Source organism: Pseudomonas xanthosomatis (assembly GCF_019139835.1).
Lineage (GTDB): Bacteria > Pseudomonadota > Gammaproteobacteria > Pseudomonadales > Pseudomonadaceae > Aquipseudomonas > Aquipseudomonas fakonensis.
On record NZ_CP077075.1, the window covers coordinates 2,364,713 to 2,384,212 of the forward strand.

20 protein-coding genes and 1 pseudogene are annotated in these 19,500 nt (G+C 64.8%); 8 read left to right on the top strand and 13 right to left on the bottom strand.

Annotated elements, in window-relative coordinates:
• Positions 1 to 54: 54 nt before the first annotated feature.
• Together KSS93_RS10530 and KSS93_RS10535 are read left to right on the top strand one after the other, a co-directional pair.
• Positions 55 to 2,049: a polysaccharide biosynthesis protein gene (locus KSS93_RS10530; RefSeq protein ID WP_437182123.1), complete on the top strand. Its 1,995-nt coding sequence runs from the start codon at positions 55 to 57 to the stop codon at positions 2,047 to 2,049.
• Between the two features lie 182 nt (positions 2,050 to 2,231).
• Positions 2,232 to 2,573: a ComEA family DNA-binding protein gene (locus KSS93_RS10535; protein WP_217888226.1), complete on the top strand. Its 342-nt coding sequence runs from the start codon at positions 2,232 to 2,234 to the stop codon at positions 2,571 to 2,573.
• Between the two features lie 50 nt (positions 2,574 to 2,623).
• Here KSS93_RS10535 and KSS93_RS10540 read toward each other — a convergent pair whose 3' ends face one another.
• Complete coding sequence (locus KSS93_RS10540; protein WP_217888227.1) at positions 2,624 to 2,791, bottom strand: DUF2897 family protein; 168 nt, start codon at positions 2,789 to 2,791, stop codon at positions 2,624 to 2,626.
• 185 nt (positions 2,792 to 2,976) lie between these two features.
• Here KSS93_RS10540 and pyrF point away from each other — a divergent pair, with 185 nt between their 5' ends.
• Positions 2,977 to 3,678 (top strand): orotidine-5'-phosphate decarboxylase, encoded by a 702-nt coding sequence (pyrF, locus tag KSS93_RS10545; RefSeq protein ID WP_217888228.1) that lies wholly within the window; start codon positions 2,977 to 2,979, stop codon positions 3,676 to 3,678.
• Between the two features lie 62 nt (positions 3,679 to 3,740).
• Here pyrF and KSS93_RS10550 read toward each other — a convergent pair whose 3' ends face one another.
• Complete coding sequence (locus tag KSS93_RS10550; RefSeq protein ID WP_217888229.1) at positions 3,741 to 4,742, bottom strand: NADP-dependent oxidoreductase; 1,002 nt, start codon at positions 4,740 to 4,742, stop codon at positions 3,741 to 3,743.
• A gap of 355 nt (positions 4,743 to 5,097) precedes the next feature.
• Here KSS93_RS10550 and KSS93_RS10555 point away from each other — a divergent pair, with 355 nt between their 5' ends.
• From KSS93_RS10555 to KSS93_RS26910, 3 genes and pseudogenes are all read left to right on the top strand, one after another.
• A complete protein-coding gene (locus tag KSS93_RS10555; RefSeq protein WP_217888230.1) occupies positions 5,098 to 5,859 on the top strand; it encodes an SDR family oxidoreductase in 762 nt (253 codons plus the stop codon).
• A 1,249-nt stretch (positions 5,860 to 7,108) separates the two neighbouring features.
• A pseudogene (locus KSS93_RS26905) lies at positions 7,109 to 7,264 on the top strand (HAMP domain-containing protein); the annotation flags it as partial.
• A complete protein-coding gene (locus KSS93_RS26910; RefSeq protein WP_437180003.1) occupies positions 7,262 to 8,125 on the top strand; it encodes a methyl-accepting chemotaxis protein in 864 nt (287 codons plus the stop codon). The pseudogene KSS93_RS26905 and the gene KSS93_RS26910, both read left to right, overlap by 3 nt.
• Positions 8,126 to 8,198: 73 nt before the next feature.
• Here KSS93_RS26910 and pseI read toward each other — a convergent pair whose 3' ends face one another.
• The 5 genes from pseI to KSS93_RS10585 all read right to left on the bottom strand — a co-directional run bounded on the left by pseI (position 8,199) and on the right by KSS93_RS10585 (position 13,931).
• Entirely contained in the window at positions 8,199 to 9,248 is a 1,050-nt protein-coding gene (pseI, locus tag KSS93_RS10565) for a pseudaminic acid synthase (protein WP_217888232.1), read from the bottom strand.
• Positions 9,241 to 10,758 carry a UDP-2,4-diacetamido-2,4,6-trideoxy-beta-L-altropyranose hydrolase gene (pseG, locus tag KSS93_RS10570; RefSeq protein ID WP_217888233.1) on the bottom strand — a complete coding sequence of 506 codons (1,518 nt, stop codon included), beginning with the start codon at positions 10,756 to 10,758 and terminating at the stop codon, positions 9,241 to 9,243. Before pseG ends, pseI begins: the two co-directional genes overlap by 8 nt.
• Positions 10,755 to 11,459 carry a pseudaminic acid cytidylyltransferase gene (pseF, locus tag KSS93_RS10575; protein WP_217888234.1) on the bottom strand — a complete coding sequence of 235 codons (705 nt, stop codon included), beginning with the start codon at positions 11,457 to 11,459 and terminating at the stop codon, positions 10,755 to 10,757. Before pseF ends, pseG begins: the two co-directional genes overlap by 4 nt.
• Entirely contained in the window at positions 11,456 to 12,595 is a 1,140-nt protein-coding gene (pseC, locus tag KSS93_RS10580; protein ID WP_217888235.1) for a UDP-4-amino-4,6-dideoxy-N-acetyl-beta-L-altrosamine transaminase, read from the bottom strand. The genes pseF and pseC overlap by 4 nt, the downstream gene beginning before the upstream one ends.
• A 145-nt stretch (positions 12,596 to 12,740) precedes the next feature.
• The gene (locus tag KSS93_RS10585; RefSeq protein ID WP_217888236.1) at positions 12,741 to 13,931 is read right to left on the bottom strand and encodes a benzoate/H(+) symporter BenE family transporter; all 1,191 of its coding nucleotides are present in this window, start codon (positions 13,929 to 13,931) and stop codon (positions 12,741 to 12,743) included.
• A gap of 146 nt (positions 13,932 to 14,077) precedes the next feature.
• On the opposite strand from KSS93_RS10585, the gene KSS93_RS10590 reads away from it, so the two are divergent.
• Positions 14,078 to 14,680, top strand: coding sequence for a glutathione S-transferase family protein (locus KSS93_RS10590; RefSeq protein WP_217888237.1), 603 nt, complete (start codon positions 14,078 to 14,080; stop codon positions 14,678 to 14,680).
• A 62-nt stretch (positions 14,681 to 14,742) separates the two neighbouring features.
• On the opposite strand, the gene KSS93_RS10595 is transcribed toward KSS93_RS10590, so the two are convergent.
• The 5 genes from KSS93_RS10595 to KSS93_RS10615 form a co-directional block, all read right to left on the bottom strand.
• A complete protein-coding gene (locus KSS93_RS10595) occupies positions 14,743 to 15,114 on the bottom strand; it encodes a glutaredoxin family protein (RefSeq protein ID WP_217888238.1) in 372 nt (123 codons plus the stop codon).
• A gap of 58 nt (positions 15,115 to 15,172) precedes the next feature.
• Entirely contained in the window at positions 15,173 to 15,718 is a 546-nt protein-coding gene (folE, locus tag KSS93_RS10600; RefSeq protein WP_217888239.1) for a GTP cyclohydrolase I FolE, read from the bottom strand.
• Positions 15,719 to 15,787: 69 nt separating this feature from the next.
• Positions 15,788 to 16,348, bottom strand: a complete 561-nt coding sequence (locus KSS93_RS10605) for a Smr/MutS family protein (RefSeq protein ID WP_217842346.1) — start codon at positions 16,346 to 16,348, stop codon at positions 15,788 to 15,790.
• 172 nt (positions 16,349 to 16,520) lie between these two features.
• The gene (locus KSS93_RS10610) at positions 16,521 to 16,841 is read right to left on the bottom strand and encodes a hypothetical protein (RefSeq protein ID WP_217888240.1); all 321 of its coding nucleotides are present in this window, start codon (positions 16,839 to 16,841) and stop codon (positions 16,521 to 16,523) included.
• An 87-nt stretch (positions 16,842 to 16,928) separates the two neighbouring features.
• Entirely contained in the window at positions 16,929 to 17,519 is a 591-nt protein-coding gene (locus KSS93_RS10615; RefSeq protein ID WP_217888241.1) for a cysteine hydrolase family protein, read from the bottom strand.
• Positions 17,520 to 17,698: 179 nt separating this feature from the next.
• Here KSS93_RS10615 and prmB point away from each other — a divergent pair, with 179 nt between their 5' ends.
• Positions 17,699 to 18,607, top strand: coding sequence for a 50S ribosomal protein L3 N(5)-glutamine methyltransferase (gene prmB, locus KSS93_RS10620; protein WP_217888242.1), 909 nt, complete (start codon positions 17,699 to 17,701; stop codon positions 18,605 to 18,607).
• Positions 18,608 to 18,691: 84 nt separating this feature from the next.
• On the opposite strand, the gene KSS93_RS10625 is transcribed toward prmB, so the two are convergent.
• Positions 18,692 to 19,474 (bottom strand): hypothetical protein, encoded by a 783-nt coding sequence (locus KSS93_RS10625; RefSeq protein ID WP_217888243.1) that lies wholly within the window; start codon positions 19,472 to 19,474, stop codon positions 18,692 to 18,694.
• Positions 19,475 to 19,500 lie beyond the last annotated feature (26 nt).

The following is a 19,500-nucleotide window of genomic DNA, read 5'->3' on the forward strand; positions in this document are numbered from 1 at the left end:
TATCTGGAGTTAACGTCATTTCCCGCGGGATGCGGGGGCGGGACAAGTCTGATGATGGAAAAACTGAGAACAGGCCTGTTAGGCCTGCCACGTCGCTACAAGCGGGCACTGCAGGTACCCGTCGATCTGCTGTTGGTCTGGCTGGCGCTGTGGATGTCGTTCGTTGTGCGCCTGGGGTGGGATGACGCAGGTCTGCCCTTCCTGAGCCATCCGTGGCTGTACCTGGCCGCGCCGGTCATCGCCATACCCATCTTCATCCGTTTTGGGATGTATCGGGCAGTCATGCGTTATTTCGGTAACGATGCCCTGATGGTCATCTTCAAGGCGGTCACCCTGTCGTCGCTGATGCTGGCGCTGGTTGTCTACTGGTATAGCAACCATACCACCCTGGTTCCGCGCTCGATCGTGTTCAACTACTGGTGGTTGAGTCTGGTCATGCTCGGCGGGCTTCGTCTGCTGATGCGCCACTATTTTATGGGCGACTGGTTCGCTGCCACCCAGCACGTACCTTTCGCCAACCGCGACGACGGCCAGGTGCGTGTTGCCATCTACGGCGCCGGTGCAGCAGGCAACCAACTGCTGGCGGCCCTGCGCATGGGCCGCTCGATGCGCCCGGTGGCGTTCATCGACGACGACCCGGGCATCGCCGACCGGGTCATTTCCGGTTTGCAGGTGTTCAAGCCAGGCAAGATCCAGCGCATGATCGATGCCACCGGCGCCCAGGAAATCCTCATGGCCATTCCGTCGGCCAGCCGCGCCCGCCGGCGCGAGATTCTCAACGACCTGGAGGCCTTCCCGCTGCATGTGCGCAGCGTCCCGGGCCTGATGGACCTGGCCAGCGGCCAGGTCAAGGTGGACGACATCCAGGAAGTCGATATCGCCGACCTGCTGGGGCGCGATGCGGTACCGCCCGAGGAGGGCCTGCTGCAGCGCTGCATTACCGGCAAGGTGGTGCTGGTAACGGGGGCCGGTGGCTCCATCGGCTCGGAGCTGTGCCGGCAGATCATGGGCCTGGGCCCGACCACGCTGCTGCTGTTCGAACACAGCGAGTTCAACCTTTACAGCATCCTCAGCGAGCTGGAGCAGCGCTGCCAGCGCGAATCGCTGAGTGTGCGCCTGCTGCCGATCCTGGGCTCGGTGCGCGACGCCGGCAAGCTGTTGCACGTGATGCAGACCTGGCAGGTACAGACCGTCTACCACGCGGCCGCCTACAAGCACGTGCCAATGGTCGAGCACAACATCGCCGAAGGCGTACTGAACAATGTCATGGGCACCTTGCACGCGGCGCAGTCGGCGTTGCAGGCCGGGGTGGCCAACTTCGTGCTGATCTCCACCGACAAGGCGGTGCGGCCCACCAATGTGATGGGCAGCACCAAGCGTTTGGCCGAGATGACCCTGCAGGCCCTGAGCCGCGAGAGTTCTCCCGTACTGCTGGGCGACAGCCACCATGTGCCGCGGATCAACTCGACCCGCTTCACCATGGTGCGCTTCGGTAACGTGCTGGGGTCCTCCGGTTCGGTGATTCCGCTGTTTCGCAAGCAGATCAAGGCCGGTGGCCCGCTGACCGTGACCCATCCGAAGATCACCCGCTACTTCATGACCATCCCCGAGGCGGCGCAGCTGGTGATTCAGGCAGGCTCCATGGGGCAGGGCGGTGACGTGTTCGTGCTGGACATGGGCGAGCCGGTGAAAATCGTCGAGCTGGCGGAGAAGATGATTCACCTGTCGGGTTTGAGCGTGCGCAACGAGCGCAACCCTGCTGGCGACATCGCTATCGAGTTCAGCGGCCTGCGCCCAGGTGAGAAACTCTACGAGGAACTGCTGATTGGTGACAACGTCGACGCCACCCGTCACCCGATGATCATGAGCGCCCATGAGGATCACCTGCCCTGGGAGGTGCTTAAACAGCGCCTGGAGCAGTTGCTGGCTTCGGTCGCGGACGATGACTACGGGCGTGTACGGCAGTTGCTGCGCGAGACGGTCAGTGGCTATACGCCCGATGGCGAAATTGTCGACTGGATATACCAGCAGCGGCGATTGGAGCCCTGATTCCGAAAAAGCCCGGCCATCTGCCGGGTTTTTTTGTAGGTATTTTTACCTGGTTCAACCCTTTGAATTATCTGGAAAAAGTTGCTTGTGGTGGGCTGTTTGCGCAGCGCGAATGGCGTGGCTAGGGTTGGCTGGGCAACCAAGAAGGTTGCATACCCTACCGACTCAAGGAGTGTCGAACCATGCGCAATACCGTCCTCAGCTACCTGTTGCTCCCGCTGCTGGGCCTGTCGTTTTCCTTGCAGGCCGCACCTCCGTCGACGAACCTGCCAGCTACCGAGGTCACTGCGCCGTCAATGGGCATGGCAAGCGATCAGCCCGGCACTGCCACGCTCGACCTGAACAGCGCCGATGCCGGCACCTTGCAGCGTGAGCTCAACGGCATCGGCAAGGCCAAGGCCGAAGCCATCGTCGCCTACCGGGACGCCAATGGCCCATTCACTTCGGTGGATGAGCTGCTGGAGATCAAGGGAATCGGCAATGCGCTGCTGGAGCGCAACCGTGACAAGCTGATGATCAAGTAATTACGCCCATGGCCGGTCATCTCCCGCAGGAGTGGCCGGCCTGCTGTGTGTCAGCGGTCCTGGGCTTCCTTGGCGTCCATTTCGGCATTGCGCTCATGGACCTTTTTCAACTGTTCCTCGGTCAACGGCAGCTTCTTGGCCGTATCACGCAACATCATCAGCCCGCCGACGATCGAGCCGAGGGCAACTATCAGTATCAACCAGGCATACCAAGGCATCGATGTTCTCCTGCAAAGCGTGTGGGGCGGCGCTTGTAGAACATTCGAACCGCGTGCGCCAGCGATGGTTCAATTATAGGATTGGCCACCGCCACGGCCAATTGTTCGTGACCTGTGGCCCCCAAAGCCTGCCCCACTTCGTTTACAATGCGCGCCGTTCAAGACTTGCCAAGAGACCGCCGCCCATGCCCGCCTGCCAGACGCCCCTGATCGTCGCCCTGGATTTCCCCACCCGTGAAGCCGCCCTGAAGCTGGCCGACCAGCTCGACCCCGCGCTGTGCCGGGTGAAAGTCGGCAAGGAGCTGTTCACCAGCAGTGCGTCCGGCATCGTCGAGACGCTGTGCGGCAAGGGCTTCGAGGTGTTCCTCGACCTGAAATTCCACGATATCCCCAATACCACCGCCATGGCGGTCAAGGCAGCAGCCGAGATGGGCGTGTGGATGGTCAACGTGCACTGCTCCGGCGGCCTGCGCATGATGTCGGCCTGCCGCGAAGAGCTGGCCAAGCGCAGCGGCCCGCAGCCGCTGCTGATCGGTGTGACCGTGCTGACCAGCATGGAACGCGAGGACCTGGCGGGTATCGGCCTGGACGTCGACCCGCAGGAGCAGGTGCTGCGCCTGGCGGCGCTGGCGCAGAAGGCCGGCATGGACGGCCTGGTGTGTTCGGCCCTGGAAGCCCCGGCACTGAAGGCTGCGCACCCGTCGCTGCAACTGGTGACCCCGGGTATTCGCCCGGCCGGCAGCGCCCAGGACGACCAGCGCCGTATCCTCACCCCGCGCCAGGCACTGGATGCCGGCTCCGACTACCTGGTAATCGGCCGCCCGATCAGCCAGGCAGCTGACCCGGCCCAGGCGCTGGCGGCGGTGGTGGCAGAGATTCGTGGTTAACCGCTGACGGCCTCATCGCCGGCAAGCTGGCTCCTACAGGAGCGGGGCTTGCTGGCGATGCCTCACACCTTCAACACCAGCTTGCCGAAGTTCTCCCCGCTGAACAGCTTGAGCAGTGTTTCGGGGAAGGTCTCAAGCCCCTCCACCACATCCTCCTTGCTCTTCACCTTGCCACTGGCCAGCCAGCCGGCCATCTCCTGTGCGGCTTTGCCGTATTCCTTCACGTGGTCCATCACCACAAAGCCTTCCATGCGCGCGCGGTTCACCAGCAGCGAAAGGTAGTTGGCCGGGCCCTTGACTGCCTCCTTGTTGTTGTACTGGCTGATGGCGCCACAAATCACCACCCGTGCCTTGAAGTTCAAACGCGACAGCACCGCGTCCAGAATGTCGCCGCCAACGTTGTCGAAATACACATCGACGCCCTTGGGGCATTCACGCTTCAGGCCCGCCAACACATCCTCGGCCTTGTAGTCGATCACCCCGTCAAAGCCCAGCTCGTCCTTGAGGTACTGGCACTTCTGCGCGCCGCCGGCAATGCCGACCACGTGGCAGCCCTTGAGCTTGGCGATCTGCCCGGCGATGCTACCGACCGCGCCGGCAGCGCCGGAAATCACCACGGTTTCGCCGGCCTTGGGCTGGCCGACCTCCAGCAGGGCGAAGTAGGCGGTCATGCCGGTCATGCCCAGCGCCGACAGGTAGCGCGGCAGCGGGGCCAGATGCGGGTCGATCTTGTGCAGGCCCTGGGGCTCGCCGGTGAAGTAATCCTGTACGCCAAGGGCGCCGCTGACATGGTCGCCGGCTTTGTAGTCGGGGTGTTTCGAGGCCACTACCTCGCCCACGCCGAGGGCGCGCATCACCTGGCCAAGGCCCACCGGCGGGATATACGACTTGCCTTCGTTCATCCAGCCACGCATGGCCGGGTCCAGCGACAGGTAGAGGTTTTTCACCAGCACCTGACCCTCAGCCGGCTCGGCAGCCGGCACCTGCTCGTAGGTGAAGTCTTCGCGGCGCACGGCGCCGACCGGGCGTTGGCTGAGCAGGAAGCGGCGGTTGGTATGGGGCATGGCGAATTCTCCTGAAACGGGGCATGGGGGTTGATGATCGACCGCGCTGATGCGCTGCGTCACGCAAGATCACCGGCAACGATAGTAGTACAACCGCGCCCCTGATGATGCTGCCCAGGCCGACGCGGCCCTGACTAGACTCAGCCCCGACCCTAATGCCTGGCAGTTAATGAAATTGGGGCCGCTGTGCGGCCCTTCGCGGGCAAGCCCGCTCCCACAGGGGACGCGCAAGGTTTCAAGATGGCGCTGTACCTGTAGGAGCGGGCTTGCCCGCGAAGGGCTGCGAAGCAGCCCCATTTATGACGCTACTGATTGGCATTAGCCCCGACCCGATCTTTCATTGCAGGAGCCCGTGATGAGCATGACTTTCTCCGGCCAGGTCGCCCTGGTCACCGGTGGTGCGGCCGGTATTGGTCGCGCCACGGCCCAGGCGTTTGCTAACGAAGGCCTGAAGGTGGTGGTGGCTGACCGCGATGCCGCCGGTGGCGAAGCCACGGTAGCACTGATTCGCCAAGCCGGCGGCGAGGCGCTGTTCGTGGCCTGTGATGTCACCAAAGACAGCGATGTACGCCAGCTCCACGAGCAAGCCATCCAGGCCTATGGCCGCCTGGACTACGCCTTCAACAACGCTGGCATCGAGATAGAAAAGGGCCGCCTGGCCGAGGGCAGCGAAGCCGAGTTCGACGCGATCATGGGCGTCAACGTCAAGGGCGTATGGCTGTGCATGAAGTACCAGTTGCCGCTGCTGCTGGCCCAGGGCGGCGGGGCAATCGTCAACACAGCCTCGGTGGCCGGCTTGTCGGCAGCCCCCAAGATGAGCATCTATGCCGCCTCCAAGCATGCGGTGATCGGCCTGACCAAGTCGGCGGCCATCGAGTACGCGAAAAAAGGCATTCGGGTGAATGCGGTATGCCCGGCGGTGATCGATACCGACATGTTCCGCCGTGCCTACGAAGCCGACCCGCGCAAGGCCGAGTTCGCGGCGGCGATGCACCCGGTGGGGCGTATCGGCAAGGTGGAGGAGATCGCCAGTGCGGTGCTGTACCTGTGCAGCGATGGCGCGGCGTTCACCACCGGCCATAGCCTGACCGTCGACGGTGGTGCGCTGGCGATCTGAGCCTTCTTGCTGAATTGAGCGGTAGCGGGGGAGCGGGCTTGCCCCGCGATGGGGCCCGCACGGGATCATCGCGGGGCAAGCCCGCTCCCACGGTGTCATTCAATCCAACGGCAACCGCCGCCGATGTCGCCTACGGGCAGGCCCGGCGGGCCCAGGCGCTGTTCCGGCACGCAAGGCGACCTCCATCAGCCTGAAAGCGACACGCTCATAGCCAAATGACACCATTCTGGCGCCAAGCCCTTGTGACAGGGGCGCAGGGGTTGTCACTCTGTTGATAAAGGTCGGGGGCCGCTTGGCGGTTGCCCGCGCAACGGGAGGATCGCTGATGGCAACGCGCAGACAGGGTGTTCTGGCCAACCTGGGCATGGCCCGCAAGCTCGGCCTGGGCTTTGCCCTGGTGCTGCTGCTGACCCTGGTGGTGGCCGCCCTCGGCGTCTACGCCCTGAGCCACGTTGGCCAACGTTTCGACGGCCTGCGCCAGATGGCCCAGTTCAATACCGACCTGCTGCGCCTGCGCCAGCACGAGCAGGCCTTTGCCCTGCGCTCCGACATCAAGGAGGCCGACGCCCTGCGCAGCGGCTTGCAGGCCCTGAGTGAACGCGCCCGCAGCCTGCCGGCGCTGGCCGCTGCCGAGGGCGAACTGGCCGCCTACGGCCAGGCTTTCGATCAGTTCGTCCAGGCGGTACAGGCCAAGGAGCTGGCGCTGGACATGGCCAGCTGGTCGGTCTCCAGCGTCGCCAACAACCTCGATGTGCTGCAGTCGGGCCTGGCCGACGACGGCGCCTATACCCTCAAGCAGTCTCAAGGCCAGCAGGGCAGCGAGTTTCTCGAGCAGTCCGCCCAGGTGGCGCAGGTGTCGCGGCTGATGCTGCAGGCCATGGATGAGGCCCGCGTGCGCCTGGAGCAGAGCCGCAAGGGCAGCGAGGAGGGTGGCCAGGGGCGCATCGCCCAGACCGTCGAGGCCGCAGGGCTGGTGGAGCAGCTCAAGGGCAGCATCGACGATGCCGGCTACCAGAGCGTACTCGGCGAGGTGGCCGGGCACATTGCCAGTTTCTCCGACAAGCTCAACGAATACACCGACCTGCTCGGCCAGGAGCAGGGCATCAAGGCGCAGCTGCAGGCGCGCGCCGGGCAAGCCACCGCCCGGGTCGACCAGGCGTACGCCGCCCAGGAGCAAGCCATGCAGGCCGAGCTTGCGCGCAATGCCGTGGCGATCATGGTCGCCACCGGCCTTGCGCTGCTGGTGGGCATGCTGGCCGCCTGGCTGATCACCCGTGCAGTGGTGGCGCCGCTGCGCCGGGTGATCGAGCGCGCCCGGCGCATCGCCGCAGGCGAGCTGGCGATCGAGGCCGAGGCGCCGCGCAAGGACGAGGTGGGGCAGTTGCAGCAGGCCATGCAGCAGATGGCTGAAGGCCTTACCGGCATTGTCGGTGGCCTGCAGCAGGGTATCGAGCAACTGGCCGGCAGCGCCCAGGCGCTGTCGGCGGTGACCGAGCAGACCAACCGCGAGGTCGGTAGCCAAAAGGACGAAACCGAGCAGGTGGCCACCGCCATGCAGCAGATGACCGCCACCGTGCACGATGTGGCGCGCAACGCCGAGCAGGCGGCTCAGGCGGCCCAGGCCGCCGACGACAAGGTCGGCAGCGGGCAGGAGGTGGTGCGCCAGAGCATGCAGCGCATCGAGCAACTGGTGACGGCGGCTGAAACCGCCAGCAGCGGCATCGACAGCCTCAGCGCCGAGATTCACACCATCGGTGACGTGCTGGAGGTGATCAAGAGCGTCGCCGAGCAAACCAACCTGCTGGCACTCAACGCAGCCATCGAAGCGGCCCGGGCCGGCGAGCAGGGGCGCGGTTTTGCCGTGGTGGCCGACGAGGTACGGGCCCTGGCCCGGCGTACCCGGCAGTCAACCGAAGAGATCGAGCGCCTGGTGGCCAGCCTGCGTGGCAATGCCCAGCAGTCGGTGACGCAGATTCGTGGCAGCACCGAGCTGGTGCGCCTGGCGGTGGCCGATGCGCTGCAGACCGAAAGCGCACTGGGCAGCATTGCGGCGGCGGTGTCGTTGATCCAGCAGATGAACCAGCAAATCGCCGCCGCCGCCGAGCAGCAGAGTTCGGTGGCCGAGGAAATCAGCCGCAGCGTCACGCAGATTCGCGGCAGCGCCGATCAGGCAGCGTTGGCCATGGCCGACAACGCCCGCTCAAGCATCGAGCTGGCGCGGTTGGGGGATGACCTGAAGGGGATGGTCGGGCATTTCAGGTTGTAAGGGGCTGCCTGCCCCGGCCCCATCGCGGGCAAGCCCGCTCCCACAGGGGGCGAAGCCGATTGCTACGGGGCTTTCAGATCAACTCCCAGCTGATCGGCGTACCGCGCTTTATCGCCTGCCGGGCACGCCGGCCCATGACCTGGTCGACATGCTTGGGCGCAAGCCCAAGCCCCGGGCGGATGATGCGCACGTTGGCCGGCGACAGCAGCTCGCCCTCGGCAATGTCCTCGCTGGCATACAGCGAGCGGCGAAACACCCGGCTCTTTTCCTCGGCCGGCGTGGCTCCGTAGCTGACCGTGCCGATCGACTGCCAGGCGCGTTCGGTTTCCACCACCAGTTGCTGCATTTCGCCAGGTTCCATCGAAAAAGCACTGTCCACGCCGCCGTCCGCACGGTCGAGGGTGAAGTGCTTTTCGATCACCGTCGCACCCAGGGCAACGCTGGCAACGGACACCCCGACCCCCAGGGTATGGTCCGAAAGCCCCACCTGGCAGCCGAACAGTTCGCGCAGGTGCGGGATGGTCGAGATATTGGTGTTCTGCGCTGATGCCGGGTAGGTGCTGGTGCACTTGAGCAGCACCAGGTCGCGGCAACCGGCTCCGCGGGCGGCTTGCACCAGCTCCTCAAGCTCCGCCACGCTGGCCATCCCGGTGGAGACGATCATCGGCTTGCCGGTGGCGGCAACCCGGCGAATCAACGGCAGGTCGGTGTTTTCGAACGAGGCGATCTTGTAGCAGGGCACGTCCAGCGTTTCGAGAAAGTCCACGGCCTTGGCGTCGAACGGCGTGCTGAAGGCGATCATGCCCAGCTCCCTGGCCCTGTCGAAAATTGGCTGATGCCACTCGTAGGGCGTCGCCGCCCGTTGATACAGCTCATACAACGACACCCCGGCCCACAGGCTGCCCGGGTCGCTGATGTGGAATTCCCGCTCGTTCAGGTCGAGGGTCATCGAGTCGGCAGTGTAGGTCTGGATCTTCAGGGCATGGGCCCCCGAGCGGGCAGCGGCCTCGACGATCTCCAGCGCCCGCTGCAGCGACTGGTTGTGGTTCCCCGACATTTCCGCAATCACCAACGGTGGGTGCTGCGGGCCGATGGCGCGGTGGGCAATCTTGAATTCAGACATCACGCTTGAGCTTCCTGATGAATCGGGTGTGGTCGACGTCGAAGCCTGCCGCCTTGAACAACCCATTGGAGGGCATATTGCCGCCTTTGACCTGGGCGTGCACACCTGTCACCTCGGGGTGCCGCGCAACCAGCCAGCCCAGCGCGCAGCGCAGCAGGTCGATGCCACGGCAGGGCAGGGCTGCATCGGGAACCTTGTAGATCGAGACTTCGGCTTCATCGGCTTGAACATCGAAGCGCACCACGCCCGCCGGCTGCCCCTCGACTTCACCGATCAGCAGGTGCCGCTGCGGGTCGGCCAGCACCCCGTCGAGCCATCGGCAGTGGTCTGCCCAGGCAATTTCATCGCAATTATTGGATACCGCACGTATGGCCGCGTGGTTTCGCCAGCTGTGCAGCGCGACGGCATCGCGCTGCTCGGCCACACGCATCGAAATACCCGTGCAACCCATGTGTCCGGCGATACGCAGCCGGCCGGCGCCATCGACTGCGGCCATCCCATTGATGGACAGCAGCCGACGCAGCGCCGGGTTGCCGATAAGGGCCTGCAGGTGCAGTTTCAATGTCTCTGCCAGGTTGTCCGCAACCTCGATGCTGTAGAGCAGCCCGTGGCCTGCCGCATCCTTGAGCTGTTGCGTCTGGTTGGCGGCAGTGCTCAGCGCCAAGGTGGGCAAGCCTAAGCAGCAGCGCTCCCAGCAGGCAATGCCGCCTGCGCCGATGGCCAGGTCCGCTTTGCTCATCAGTTCGGCCATGGCCGGTGTTTGTACATGGCAGGTATACCCCTGCGCCTGGCACAGCGCTTCGATGGCCAGCCGCTTCGGGTGCTGCTCGCCAATCACCACATCGACCTGCACGCCGGGCAGGGCCAGTTCGGCCAGTACAGCCAGGGCCTTGCCAGTGAAGTCCTGTGCGTCCATGCCGCCAAAGAACACCAGCAGCCGCTTGAGCGCACCGGTGCGTGGCTGCGCGGTCTTGCCCAGCAAGCGAAACTCTTCGCGCAACAGGGCAAAGCGCGGGCCCAGCAGCAGTTGGCAGGCTTGGGGCACCTTGCCTTGATAGCGGGTGTGCAGGTCGGTGTAGAAGTTCTGGTCCAGCAGCACATCGCACTCATGCTGACGGTCGGCAAGGTCATCGATGACCAGGATGCGCCGTACTGCAGGCCTTAGCAGCGTCTCCCAGCGGGCATCGAGTGCGTAGTGATCGACCACCAGCCAGTCCCAGCGGGTGCCTTGCAGGGCCGCCAGGCTGTCAGCCGCGTCGCCAGGCTGGCTGGCACCCAGCCAGTTGCCGTGGGCCAGCTCCGTGTCGCAAGGCTGGTCAGGGTGAAGGGGCAGGGGGATCAGGCTGTGACCACGTGCCTGCACCCACTGAACGAGGTAGGCCGGCAGGCCGCGGCACAGGAACACGCAGCGCCCACCACGCTTTGCCAGCGTATCGGCCAGGGTCAGGCAGCGCACCAGGTGCCCGGTGCCGATCTGCAGCCCGGCATCCACACGAAAGGCGATGTTCACGCCTGCGCCCCGGCTTGTGCCTGGATGGCCTTGAAGATCAGCTCGGCACGCACCCAGTCATCCATGTCGTCGATGTCCTGAACCCGCCAGCGCGGGAGCCGTACCGGCGTTGAATGGGCATCGAAGATGCGCAATTGTTGCAGCCAGGCGTCCGGGCGTCCCCAGTAGAACTGCGCTGCATCGTGCAGGGCAGCCGGCAGGTCCTGGGAGCGGGTCGGGAAGTGTTCGGGGAACAGCATGCCCAGCCCGCCTTCAGGCAGGGCCTGAAAGGCGCGAAACACCGAGGAGGCAAATTCGGTAACCGAAAACGCGTAGGCCCAGTTGCCCGACTGCAGTGCCTCCAGGCCCCGGGACAAGTCGGCAGGGTGCAGCAGTGGGGCGGTCGCGTAAATGCAGCACAGCGCATCGAAGGCAACGCCTTGCTGCTGCAGCCACTTTGCTGCATGGGCCACCACCTCGGTGGTGCCGGCGTGGTCGTCGGATAGCTCGGGCGGCCGTACGAAGGGTGTTTCGGCCCCGTAAGCACGGGCCAGCTCGGCAATTTCCAGGTCATCGGTCGAGACGATGATCCGCTCGAACAACCCGCTTTGCTGCGCCGCCAGGATCGACCAGGCGATCATCGGGCGGCCGCAGAACGGTTTTATGTTCTTGCGCGGGATGCGTTTGCTGCCACCCCGGGCAGGAATTACTGCAATGTTCACCGCAAAGCCTCGCGCAACGTGTTGACCACGTGTAACTGCTGCTCATCGGTAAGTTCGTAGAACAACGGCAGGCTGAACGCTTCGCTGAAATACCGCTCGGCCTCCGGGAAGTCGCCAGGGCCGAAGCCCAGTGCGCGGTAGTACGGCTGGGTGTGCACCGGAATGTAATGCACCTGCACCCAGATCCCGGCGGCGCGCAGGGTGTTGAATAGCTCCAGCCGGCGCTCGGCGGGTACCCGGATCGGGTACAGGTGCCAGGCCGACTCTTCGCAGGCTTGTGGCCGCACCAGCGGCAGGTCGGCCAGCAGGGCGTGGTATTGGCGCACCAGCTGCCGGCGACGGGAAATGAACGCATCCAGGCGGGCCATCTGGCTGACCCCCAGGGCGGCCTGCAGGTTGGTCATGCGGTAGTTGAAGCCCAGTTCGACCTGCTGATACTCCCAGGCACCTGCAGGCTCGCTGACCAGTTGTTCGGGGCCCTGGGCGATGCCGTGGGAACGCAGCCTGGCAAGGCGTTTGGCCAGGGCGGTGTCGTTTGTGGTCAACAGGCCGCCTTCGGCGGTGGTGATGATTTTCACCGGGTGGAAACTGAACACGGTGATGTCGCTGTACTGGCAGGCGCCCACGGGCACACCTTGATAGCTGGCACCCACGGCATGGGAGGCGTCTTCGATGACGGCAAAGCCATACTCTTGCGCCAATGCGGCGATGGCCTGCATGTCGCAGCTGCGCCCGGCGAAGTGCACCGGGATGACCACCTTGGGCAGGCGCCCGGTTTCGCGCGCGGCCTTGAGTTTCATGGCCAGTTTTTTCGCGCAGAGGTTCAAGGTGGCGGGGTCGATATCGACGAAATCGACATCAGCGCCGCAATAGCGTGCGCAGTTGGCGCTGGCCACGAAGGTGTTGGGGCTGGTCCAGACCAGATCGCCCGGCCCGACGCCCAGGGCCAGACAGGCGATATGCAGGGCGGAGGTTGCGTTGCACACCGCCACCCCATGGCTGGCCTGGCAGGCTTGGGCCACGGTGCTTTCGAATTCGGCGATACCGGGGCCCTGGGTCAACCAGGTCGACTGGAGTACCTCGACCACTGCCGAGATGTCCGCATCAGTAATATTTTGTCGACCGTATGGAATCATAAGCCTGCCACGTCACATGTTTGCCGGGTGAGGGTGGCTATGGTAACCGCCACAGCTCCTGTGCAGGGTATCGGCAGGCAAAGGCCGATCCTGAGGGGGCTGCGGCGAATCGATGGGGGCAACTGTCTGGTATGGCCTGTACCGGCTAGCCCTTGCGCGGGCTCAGGATCAGCAAGGTGATCACGCCGGCCACGATGCCCCAGAACGCCGAACCGATGGAGAACAACGTCAGCCCCGAGGCCGTCACCATGAAGGTGATAAGCGCTGCCTCGCGCTCGCGGGCCTCGCCCATGGCCACGCTGAGGCCGTTCATGATCGAGCCGAACAGCGCCAGTGCGGCGATCGACAGCACCAGTTCCTTGGGCAGGGCGCCGAACAGGGCTGCCAGGGTGGCGCCGAAGATGCCGGCAATGCCGTAGAAAATCCCGCACCACACCGCTGCGGTGTAGCGCTTGTTCGGGTCTTCATGGGCATGCGGGCCGGTGCAGATGGCCGCGCTGATGGCCGCCAGGTTGATGCCGTGGGAGCCGAACGGTGCCAGCAGCAGCGAGGCAAGGCCGGTGGCCGAGATCAGCGGCGAGGCCGGCACCTGGTAACCATCGGCGCGCAGCACCGCGACGCCGGGCATGTTCTGTGAAGTCATCGCCACCACGAACAGCGGGATACCGATGCTGATGGTCGCCGCCAGCGAGAAGCTCGGCGTGGTCCATACCGGGGTCGCCACCTCCAGCTTGAAGCCGCTGAAGTTCAGCAGCCCCAGCGCGCCGGACAGCGCGGTACCCACCAGCAGCGCGGCCAGCACGCAGTAGCGCGGGGCCAGGCGCTTGGCCACCAGGTAGCTGATGAACATCGCCAGTACCAGCAGGGTCTGGTGCTGCACGGCAACGAAAATCTCGCTGCAGATGCGGAACAGGATGCCGGCCAGCAGCGCCGAGGCCAGTGACGCCGGGATGCGCCGCACCAGCCGTTCGAAGCTGCCGGTCACTCCGCAGATCAGCACCAGCAGGGCGCAAGTGATGTAGCCGCCGATGGCTTCGCCGTAGCTCACCCCGCCCAGGCTGGTGATCAGCAGCGCCGCACCCGGCGTCGACCAGGCCACGGTGACCGGCGTGCGATAGCGCAGTGACAGGCCGATGGTGCATACCGCCATGCCGATCGACAGCGCCCAGATCCACGAGGAGATCTGCCCCTGGGTCAAACCGGCGGCCTGGCCTGCCTGGAACATCAACACCAAGGTACTGGTATAGCCGGTCAGCATGGCGATGAAGCCGGCGACGACCGCCGAGGGGGAGCTGTCCGCGAGGGGCCGCAAGCGGGCGGAGGTGACTTCGGTCATGGAGGGAATTCCTTGTACAGGTGTAAGCAGTTTTTTCAGGCTACCGCTGCCTGGCGTGATCCTTGCCATACAGCAGGCATTGCATTTAGCCGTACAGTCGCCAACTATTGGCGACTACTGCGCAATTGCGTTAAAGGGGAGGGGCGATGTACAAGGTCTATGGGGATTACCAGTCGGGCAACTGCTACAAGGTGAAGCTGATGCTCAGCCTGCTGGGCCGCCCGTACGAGTGGCACGCGGTGGACATTCTCAAGGGGGAGACCGAGACCGCCGAGTTCCTGGCCATGAACCCCAACGGCAAGGTGCCGGTGCTCAAGCTCGAGGACGGTACCTGCCTGTGGGAGTCCAACGCGATCCTCAACTTCCTCGCCGACGGCAGCGAGTTCCTGCCCAGCGAGCCGCGCCTGCGCACGCAAGTGCTGCAATGGCAGTTCTTCGAGCAGTACAGCCACGAGCCTTACATTGCTGTGGCCCGATTCATCCAGTTCTACCTGGGGCTGCCGGATGAGCGGGTGGAGGAATACCGCAAGCTGCACAAGGGCGGCTACAAGGCGTTGAGGGTGATGGAGCGGCAGTTGCAGATGACGCCGTACCTGGTCGGTGAGCAGTATTCGATCGCTGACGTGGCCTTGTACGCCTACACCCACGTGGCTCACCAGGGCGGCTTCGACCTGGCCGAGTACCCGGCAGTACGCGCCTGGCTGGCGCGGGTGGCCAGCCACCCACGGCATGTGCCGATGGTCGACTGAACAACGCGGCCCCCGTAGGAGCCGGCAAGCCGGCTCCTACGGGCCCTGTGAGAGTGGGGCCCTCAGGCGTTGGCGAAGCGCTTGTCCAGATAAGCGATGATGTCCTTGGACTCGTACATCCAGGTCACCTTGCCGTCTTCCTCGATACGCAGGCATGGTACTTTCACCCGGCCGCCGCCCTCGAGCAGCGCCTGGCGGTGCACTTCATCGTTCTTCGCATCACGCAGCGCCACCGGCACGTTCAAGCGGTGCAGGCTGCGGCGGGTCTTCACGCAGAACGGGCAGGCATGGAACTGGTACAGCGCCAGGCCCTTGGCCTGCTGCTCGACCGCCGCCTGGGCGGCAGCATCACGCTTTTTCTTCGCCGGGCGGCTGATCCAGTCGCCGAACACGATGAGCTGGCCGAGGCCGACCCGCAGGGCTTTGACGATCATGGGCAACTCCTGAAAATGAAAAGGCCGACCCCGAGGGCCGGCCTGAAACCTGCGCCGATCACTTGATCAGGCTGAGGAACTCGCTGCGGGTGGCGGCATTTTCACGGAACTCGCCGAGCATCACCGAGGTGAGCATGGTCGAGTTCTGCTTTTCGACACCGCGCATCATCATGCACATGTGCTTGGCCTCGATCACCACGGCAACCCCGGCGGCACCGGTAACCTGCTGGATGGCCTCGGCGATCTGGCGGCTGAGGTTCTCCTGGATTTGCAGGCGGCGGGCGAACATGTCGACGATGCGCGCCACCTTGGACAGGCCCAGCACCTTGCCCTTGGGCAGGTAGGCAACGTGGGCCTTGCCGATGAACGGCAGCATGTGGTGTTCGCACATCGAATACAGCTCGATGTCCCGGACCAGCACCATTTCGCTGTTGTCGGAGGTGAACAGCGCGCCGTTGGTGACCTCTTCAAGCGTCTGTTCGTAACCGCGGCAAAGGTACTTCATGGCCTTTGCAGCCCGCTTGGGCGTGTCGAGCAGGCCCTCGCGGGAGACGTCCTCGCCCAGTTGGCTGAGGATCTCGGTGTAGTTCTGTTCCAGGGACATGGATCTACCTGTGGAAAATTTCGCAAAGGCGAAGGGTACGGCGGCGGCGGCGGCGCTGCAAGCGCGATGTCACTCGTCGCGGCCTTCGAGCATGGTTCGTTTGAGCATTACGTACACCGCGCCGGTGCCGCCGTGGCGGGCCTGGCACGAGGCAAAGCCGAGCACTTGCGGGTGCTGACGCAGCCAGGTATTGACGTGGCTCTTGATCATCGGCCGTTTGCCGTCGATGCGCGCGGCCTTGCCGTGGGTGACGCGCACGCAGCGTACTTCCAGCTTGGTCGCCTCGGCGATGAAGTCCCACAGCGTCTCGCGGGCCTTCTCGACGCTCATGCCGTGCAGGTCGAGGCTGCCCTCGAAGGCGATCTGGCCCAGCTTGAGCTTGCGTAGCTGGGTTTCCTGCACGCCGTCGCGGCGCCACATCAGCTCGTCTTCGGCGGCCACGTCGATGACGAACTGATCGGACAGGCCGTCGATCACCAAAGGCTGGTCACTGCGAATGGTCGCCGCCTGGCGCAGGCCGGCCAGTTGCTTGCGGTCGGCCTTGGGTTTGCCGACTTCGGCGCGGTCGTGCTTGATCGGCTTGACGCCGCGCACCTCGGCACTGAACAGGGAAAAATCGTCGTCTTGCATGCTGCCTCCACGTGGGCGGCGTAGTTTACGCGAGTGGGGCAGGGTTGTGTTGCCTGTGGCGGCCTAGTGCCGCTCCTCTGTAGGAGATCACCCAGCCCTTCCGGCTGCGCTGTCGCGCAGGGAACTAGTTTCGCAGATGCACCGCAGCCCTGTGGGAAGCGGCCGGTACAGGTCAATCGTGCTTTTTCATCAGGTGCGGCGACAGGTTCAACCCGCTGGCCCGACGCAGGCGAATGCGGCTGCGCCGCCAGAAGCGCACGCCGAGGTACAACAGCAACAGCCCGGCAACGGCGAGGGTTGCCGCCAGCGGGCGGTTGGCGTTGAGTTCGGTGAGTGCTGCGTAGTTGCCTAGCAGGCCGGCGACGCCGGCCATGGCCAGAAGGATACCCAGAGTGGCCAGCAGCACGCTGAAGGCCGCGGCCAGGCGCGCGCCCCAGTTGCCGGGTTCACGCTGGCGCAGGCGCCTTGCATCGAAACTGCCTTTGAGCTTCATGGGTTTTCCTCGGAATCTGCTGTAGCTGATCCGGAGTTCGACCTGCGCCCGGCTTTCGGGTTCCGCCCGTCCGCCAGGCGGTGCGGCTCAGACCAGGCTGGCGGTGGGGGCGACGCAGGCGAAGTTGTCGGCCATCACGGCCATTTCGCACTGGTGGATCTGCGCAGCCGGGATGACCTGGTCCTTGAGCGCCAGGTCACGGGTGGCCGAGGCGTCTTCCACCAGGGTGCAACGGTAACCATAGTCCTTGGCGCGGCGCACGGTGGTGCTGACGCTGGAATGGCTCATGAAACCGCAGACGATCAGGTCGAGGTGGCCAAGCTCCTGCAGCGTCTCGTGCAGCTGGGTGTTCTTGAAGGCGTTGGGCATGCGTTTTTCGATGACGATTTCGCCTTCACGCGGCTCCAGGCCCGGGATGAATTCACCGGCCGGGCCCTGGGGGTCGAAGCGACCGCCGACGGTGCCGAGGTGGCGAACATGGATGATCGGGCGGCCGGCCTTGCGGGCGGCGTCGAGCAACCGGGCAATGTTCGCCACGGCCTCGTCCATGCCCGACAGCGCCAACGGACCGCTCAGGTACTCCTTTTGCGCGTCGATGACGATCAGGCTGGCCTGGGCCAGCTTGGCCGGCGGGTAGTCGCGGCCAGTGAGGCGGAACATCGTGGTTGGAACGGACATCAATGGCTCCTTGGGTAGGGCTTTTGTATACCTATTCTCCCTTGCCTTGGCGTCAATGTGAATGGTTGACAACGCAGATGGCGTGGTTACTGGCCTGTGGCTACCCGTTCGGCTGTCGCGGCGAACATTTGTGGGGTGTGGGCTGTTAGACTTTTGTCCTGTCTGAAAAGGAGTCCCCCGTGATCACATCCCGTCTGCGCACCCTGCGCGACCATATCCGCTGGGCGGTCAGCCGCTTCCACGAGCATGAGCTGTTCTTCGGCCACGGCGCCGACAATGCCTGGGACGAGGCGCGCCTGCTGGTGCTCGGCTCCGTGCACCTGCCGTGGGAAGTGGCCGACAGCTACCTGGACTGCGCCCTGGAGGATGACGAGCGGGTACGCCTGCAGCACCTGCTCAAGCGCCGCATCGAAGACCGCGTGCCCACCGCCTATCTGCTGGGTGAGGCCTGGTTCTGCGGCATGTCGTTCATCGTCGACGAGCGTGTACTGGTGCCGCGCTCGCCCATCGGCGAGTTGATCGAGAAACGCTTCGAACCTTGGCTTGCCGCGGAGCCTGCACGCATTCTTGACCTGTGCACCGGCTCTGGTTGCATCGGCATCGTCGCCGCCGACGTGTTCCAGGACGCCGAGGTGGTGCTGGCCGATCTGTCCTTCGACGCGCTGGAGGTGGCCAACCAGAACATCGAGCGCCACGGCCTCGATCAACGCGTATTCACCGTGCAGGGCGACGGGTTTGCCGGCCTGCCGGGGCAGCGTTTCGACCTGATTCTGTCCAACCCGCCGTATGTCGATTCAGAAGACTTTGCCGACATGCCGGCCGAATACCACCACGAGCCCGAGCTGGGCCTGGCCTGCGGCAACGATGGCCTGGACCTGGTGCGGCGCATGCTGGCCGAAGCCGCCGACCACCTGACCGAGAAGGGCTTGATGATCGTCGAGGTGGGCAACAGCCAGGTGCATGTCGAGGCACTGTACCCTGAGGTGGACTTCGCCTGGCTTGAGTTCGAGCGCGGCGGGCACGGGGTGTTCATGCTGACCGCCGAGCAGTGCCGCCAGCATCAGGAGCTGTTCGCTTCGCGGGCCTGACCCTGAAAAATATCGCGGGGCAATCCCGCTCCCACGAGCGTACCCGTGGGAGCGGGATTGCCCCGCGATAGCGTCAGAAGTGGTTCAGCGGGTAGCAATCCAGATCAATAACCCCGCCTGAAACACCGCAAATGCCACCAGACAGGTGATGGTAAAGCGCAAACCGCTGTCTTCGCGGCGGTACTTGGCCACGCGCTCGTCGCGCTCGCGCAGTTGCGCTTCCTTCTCCATCAGGTTCTGCTCGGCCTGCTGCAGCATGCCGGCGGCTTCCAGAATGTCGACGCGCTGGACCTTCTCGGTGTTCCAGCCGCCCTTGAGTTGGCTTACCGCGGTCTCCTTGATGCGGCCCTTGAGCAACTGCCCCTCGACATACTCCACCTCAAGCCCGACGCTGCGCAGCACGTGGTCGCGGCGCAGGCGCGTGTCTTCGTTCAGCGCGTCCTTGTTGGGCAGGTTCATGCCCTCGATGCGGTACTGCGCGCAGCGGTGCTGCAGCCACTGCACGACCTGGGCCAGCAGGTAGCGGCCGACGCCACGGTTGAGTGGCTCCAGTTGCAGGCCGGCATCGCTGCCGATGGTCACCAGGCGCTGGGCGTGGTCAACCCGTACGTCCAGCTGGTTCTGCTCCTTGCGCACCTTCTGCCCGGGCAGGCGCACTTCCAGGCGCAGCAGGCTGTGGGCCTTGTCGTGGCGCTCGGCGTAGCCGAACTGCACGAAACGCAATGGGCGCGCGCCGCTGTTGCGGTCGGTGGGCAGCGCGTTCAGGCGCAGCAGCTGGAAGTGTTCGACGGCCAGGTCCGCCCACGGCTGCGGGGCGCTTTCCGGGGCTTGTTCTTCGTTCGCCTCGGCGGCGGGGGCATCGGTCATCAGGGCAATCCTCAAGTGCTCGGCGC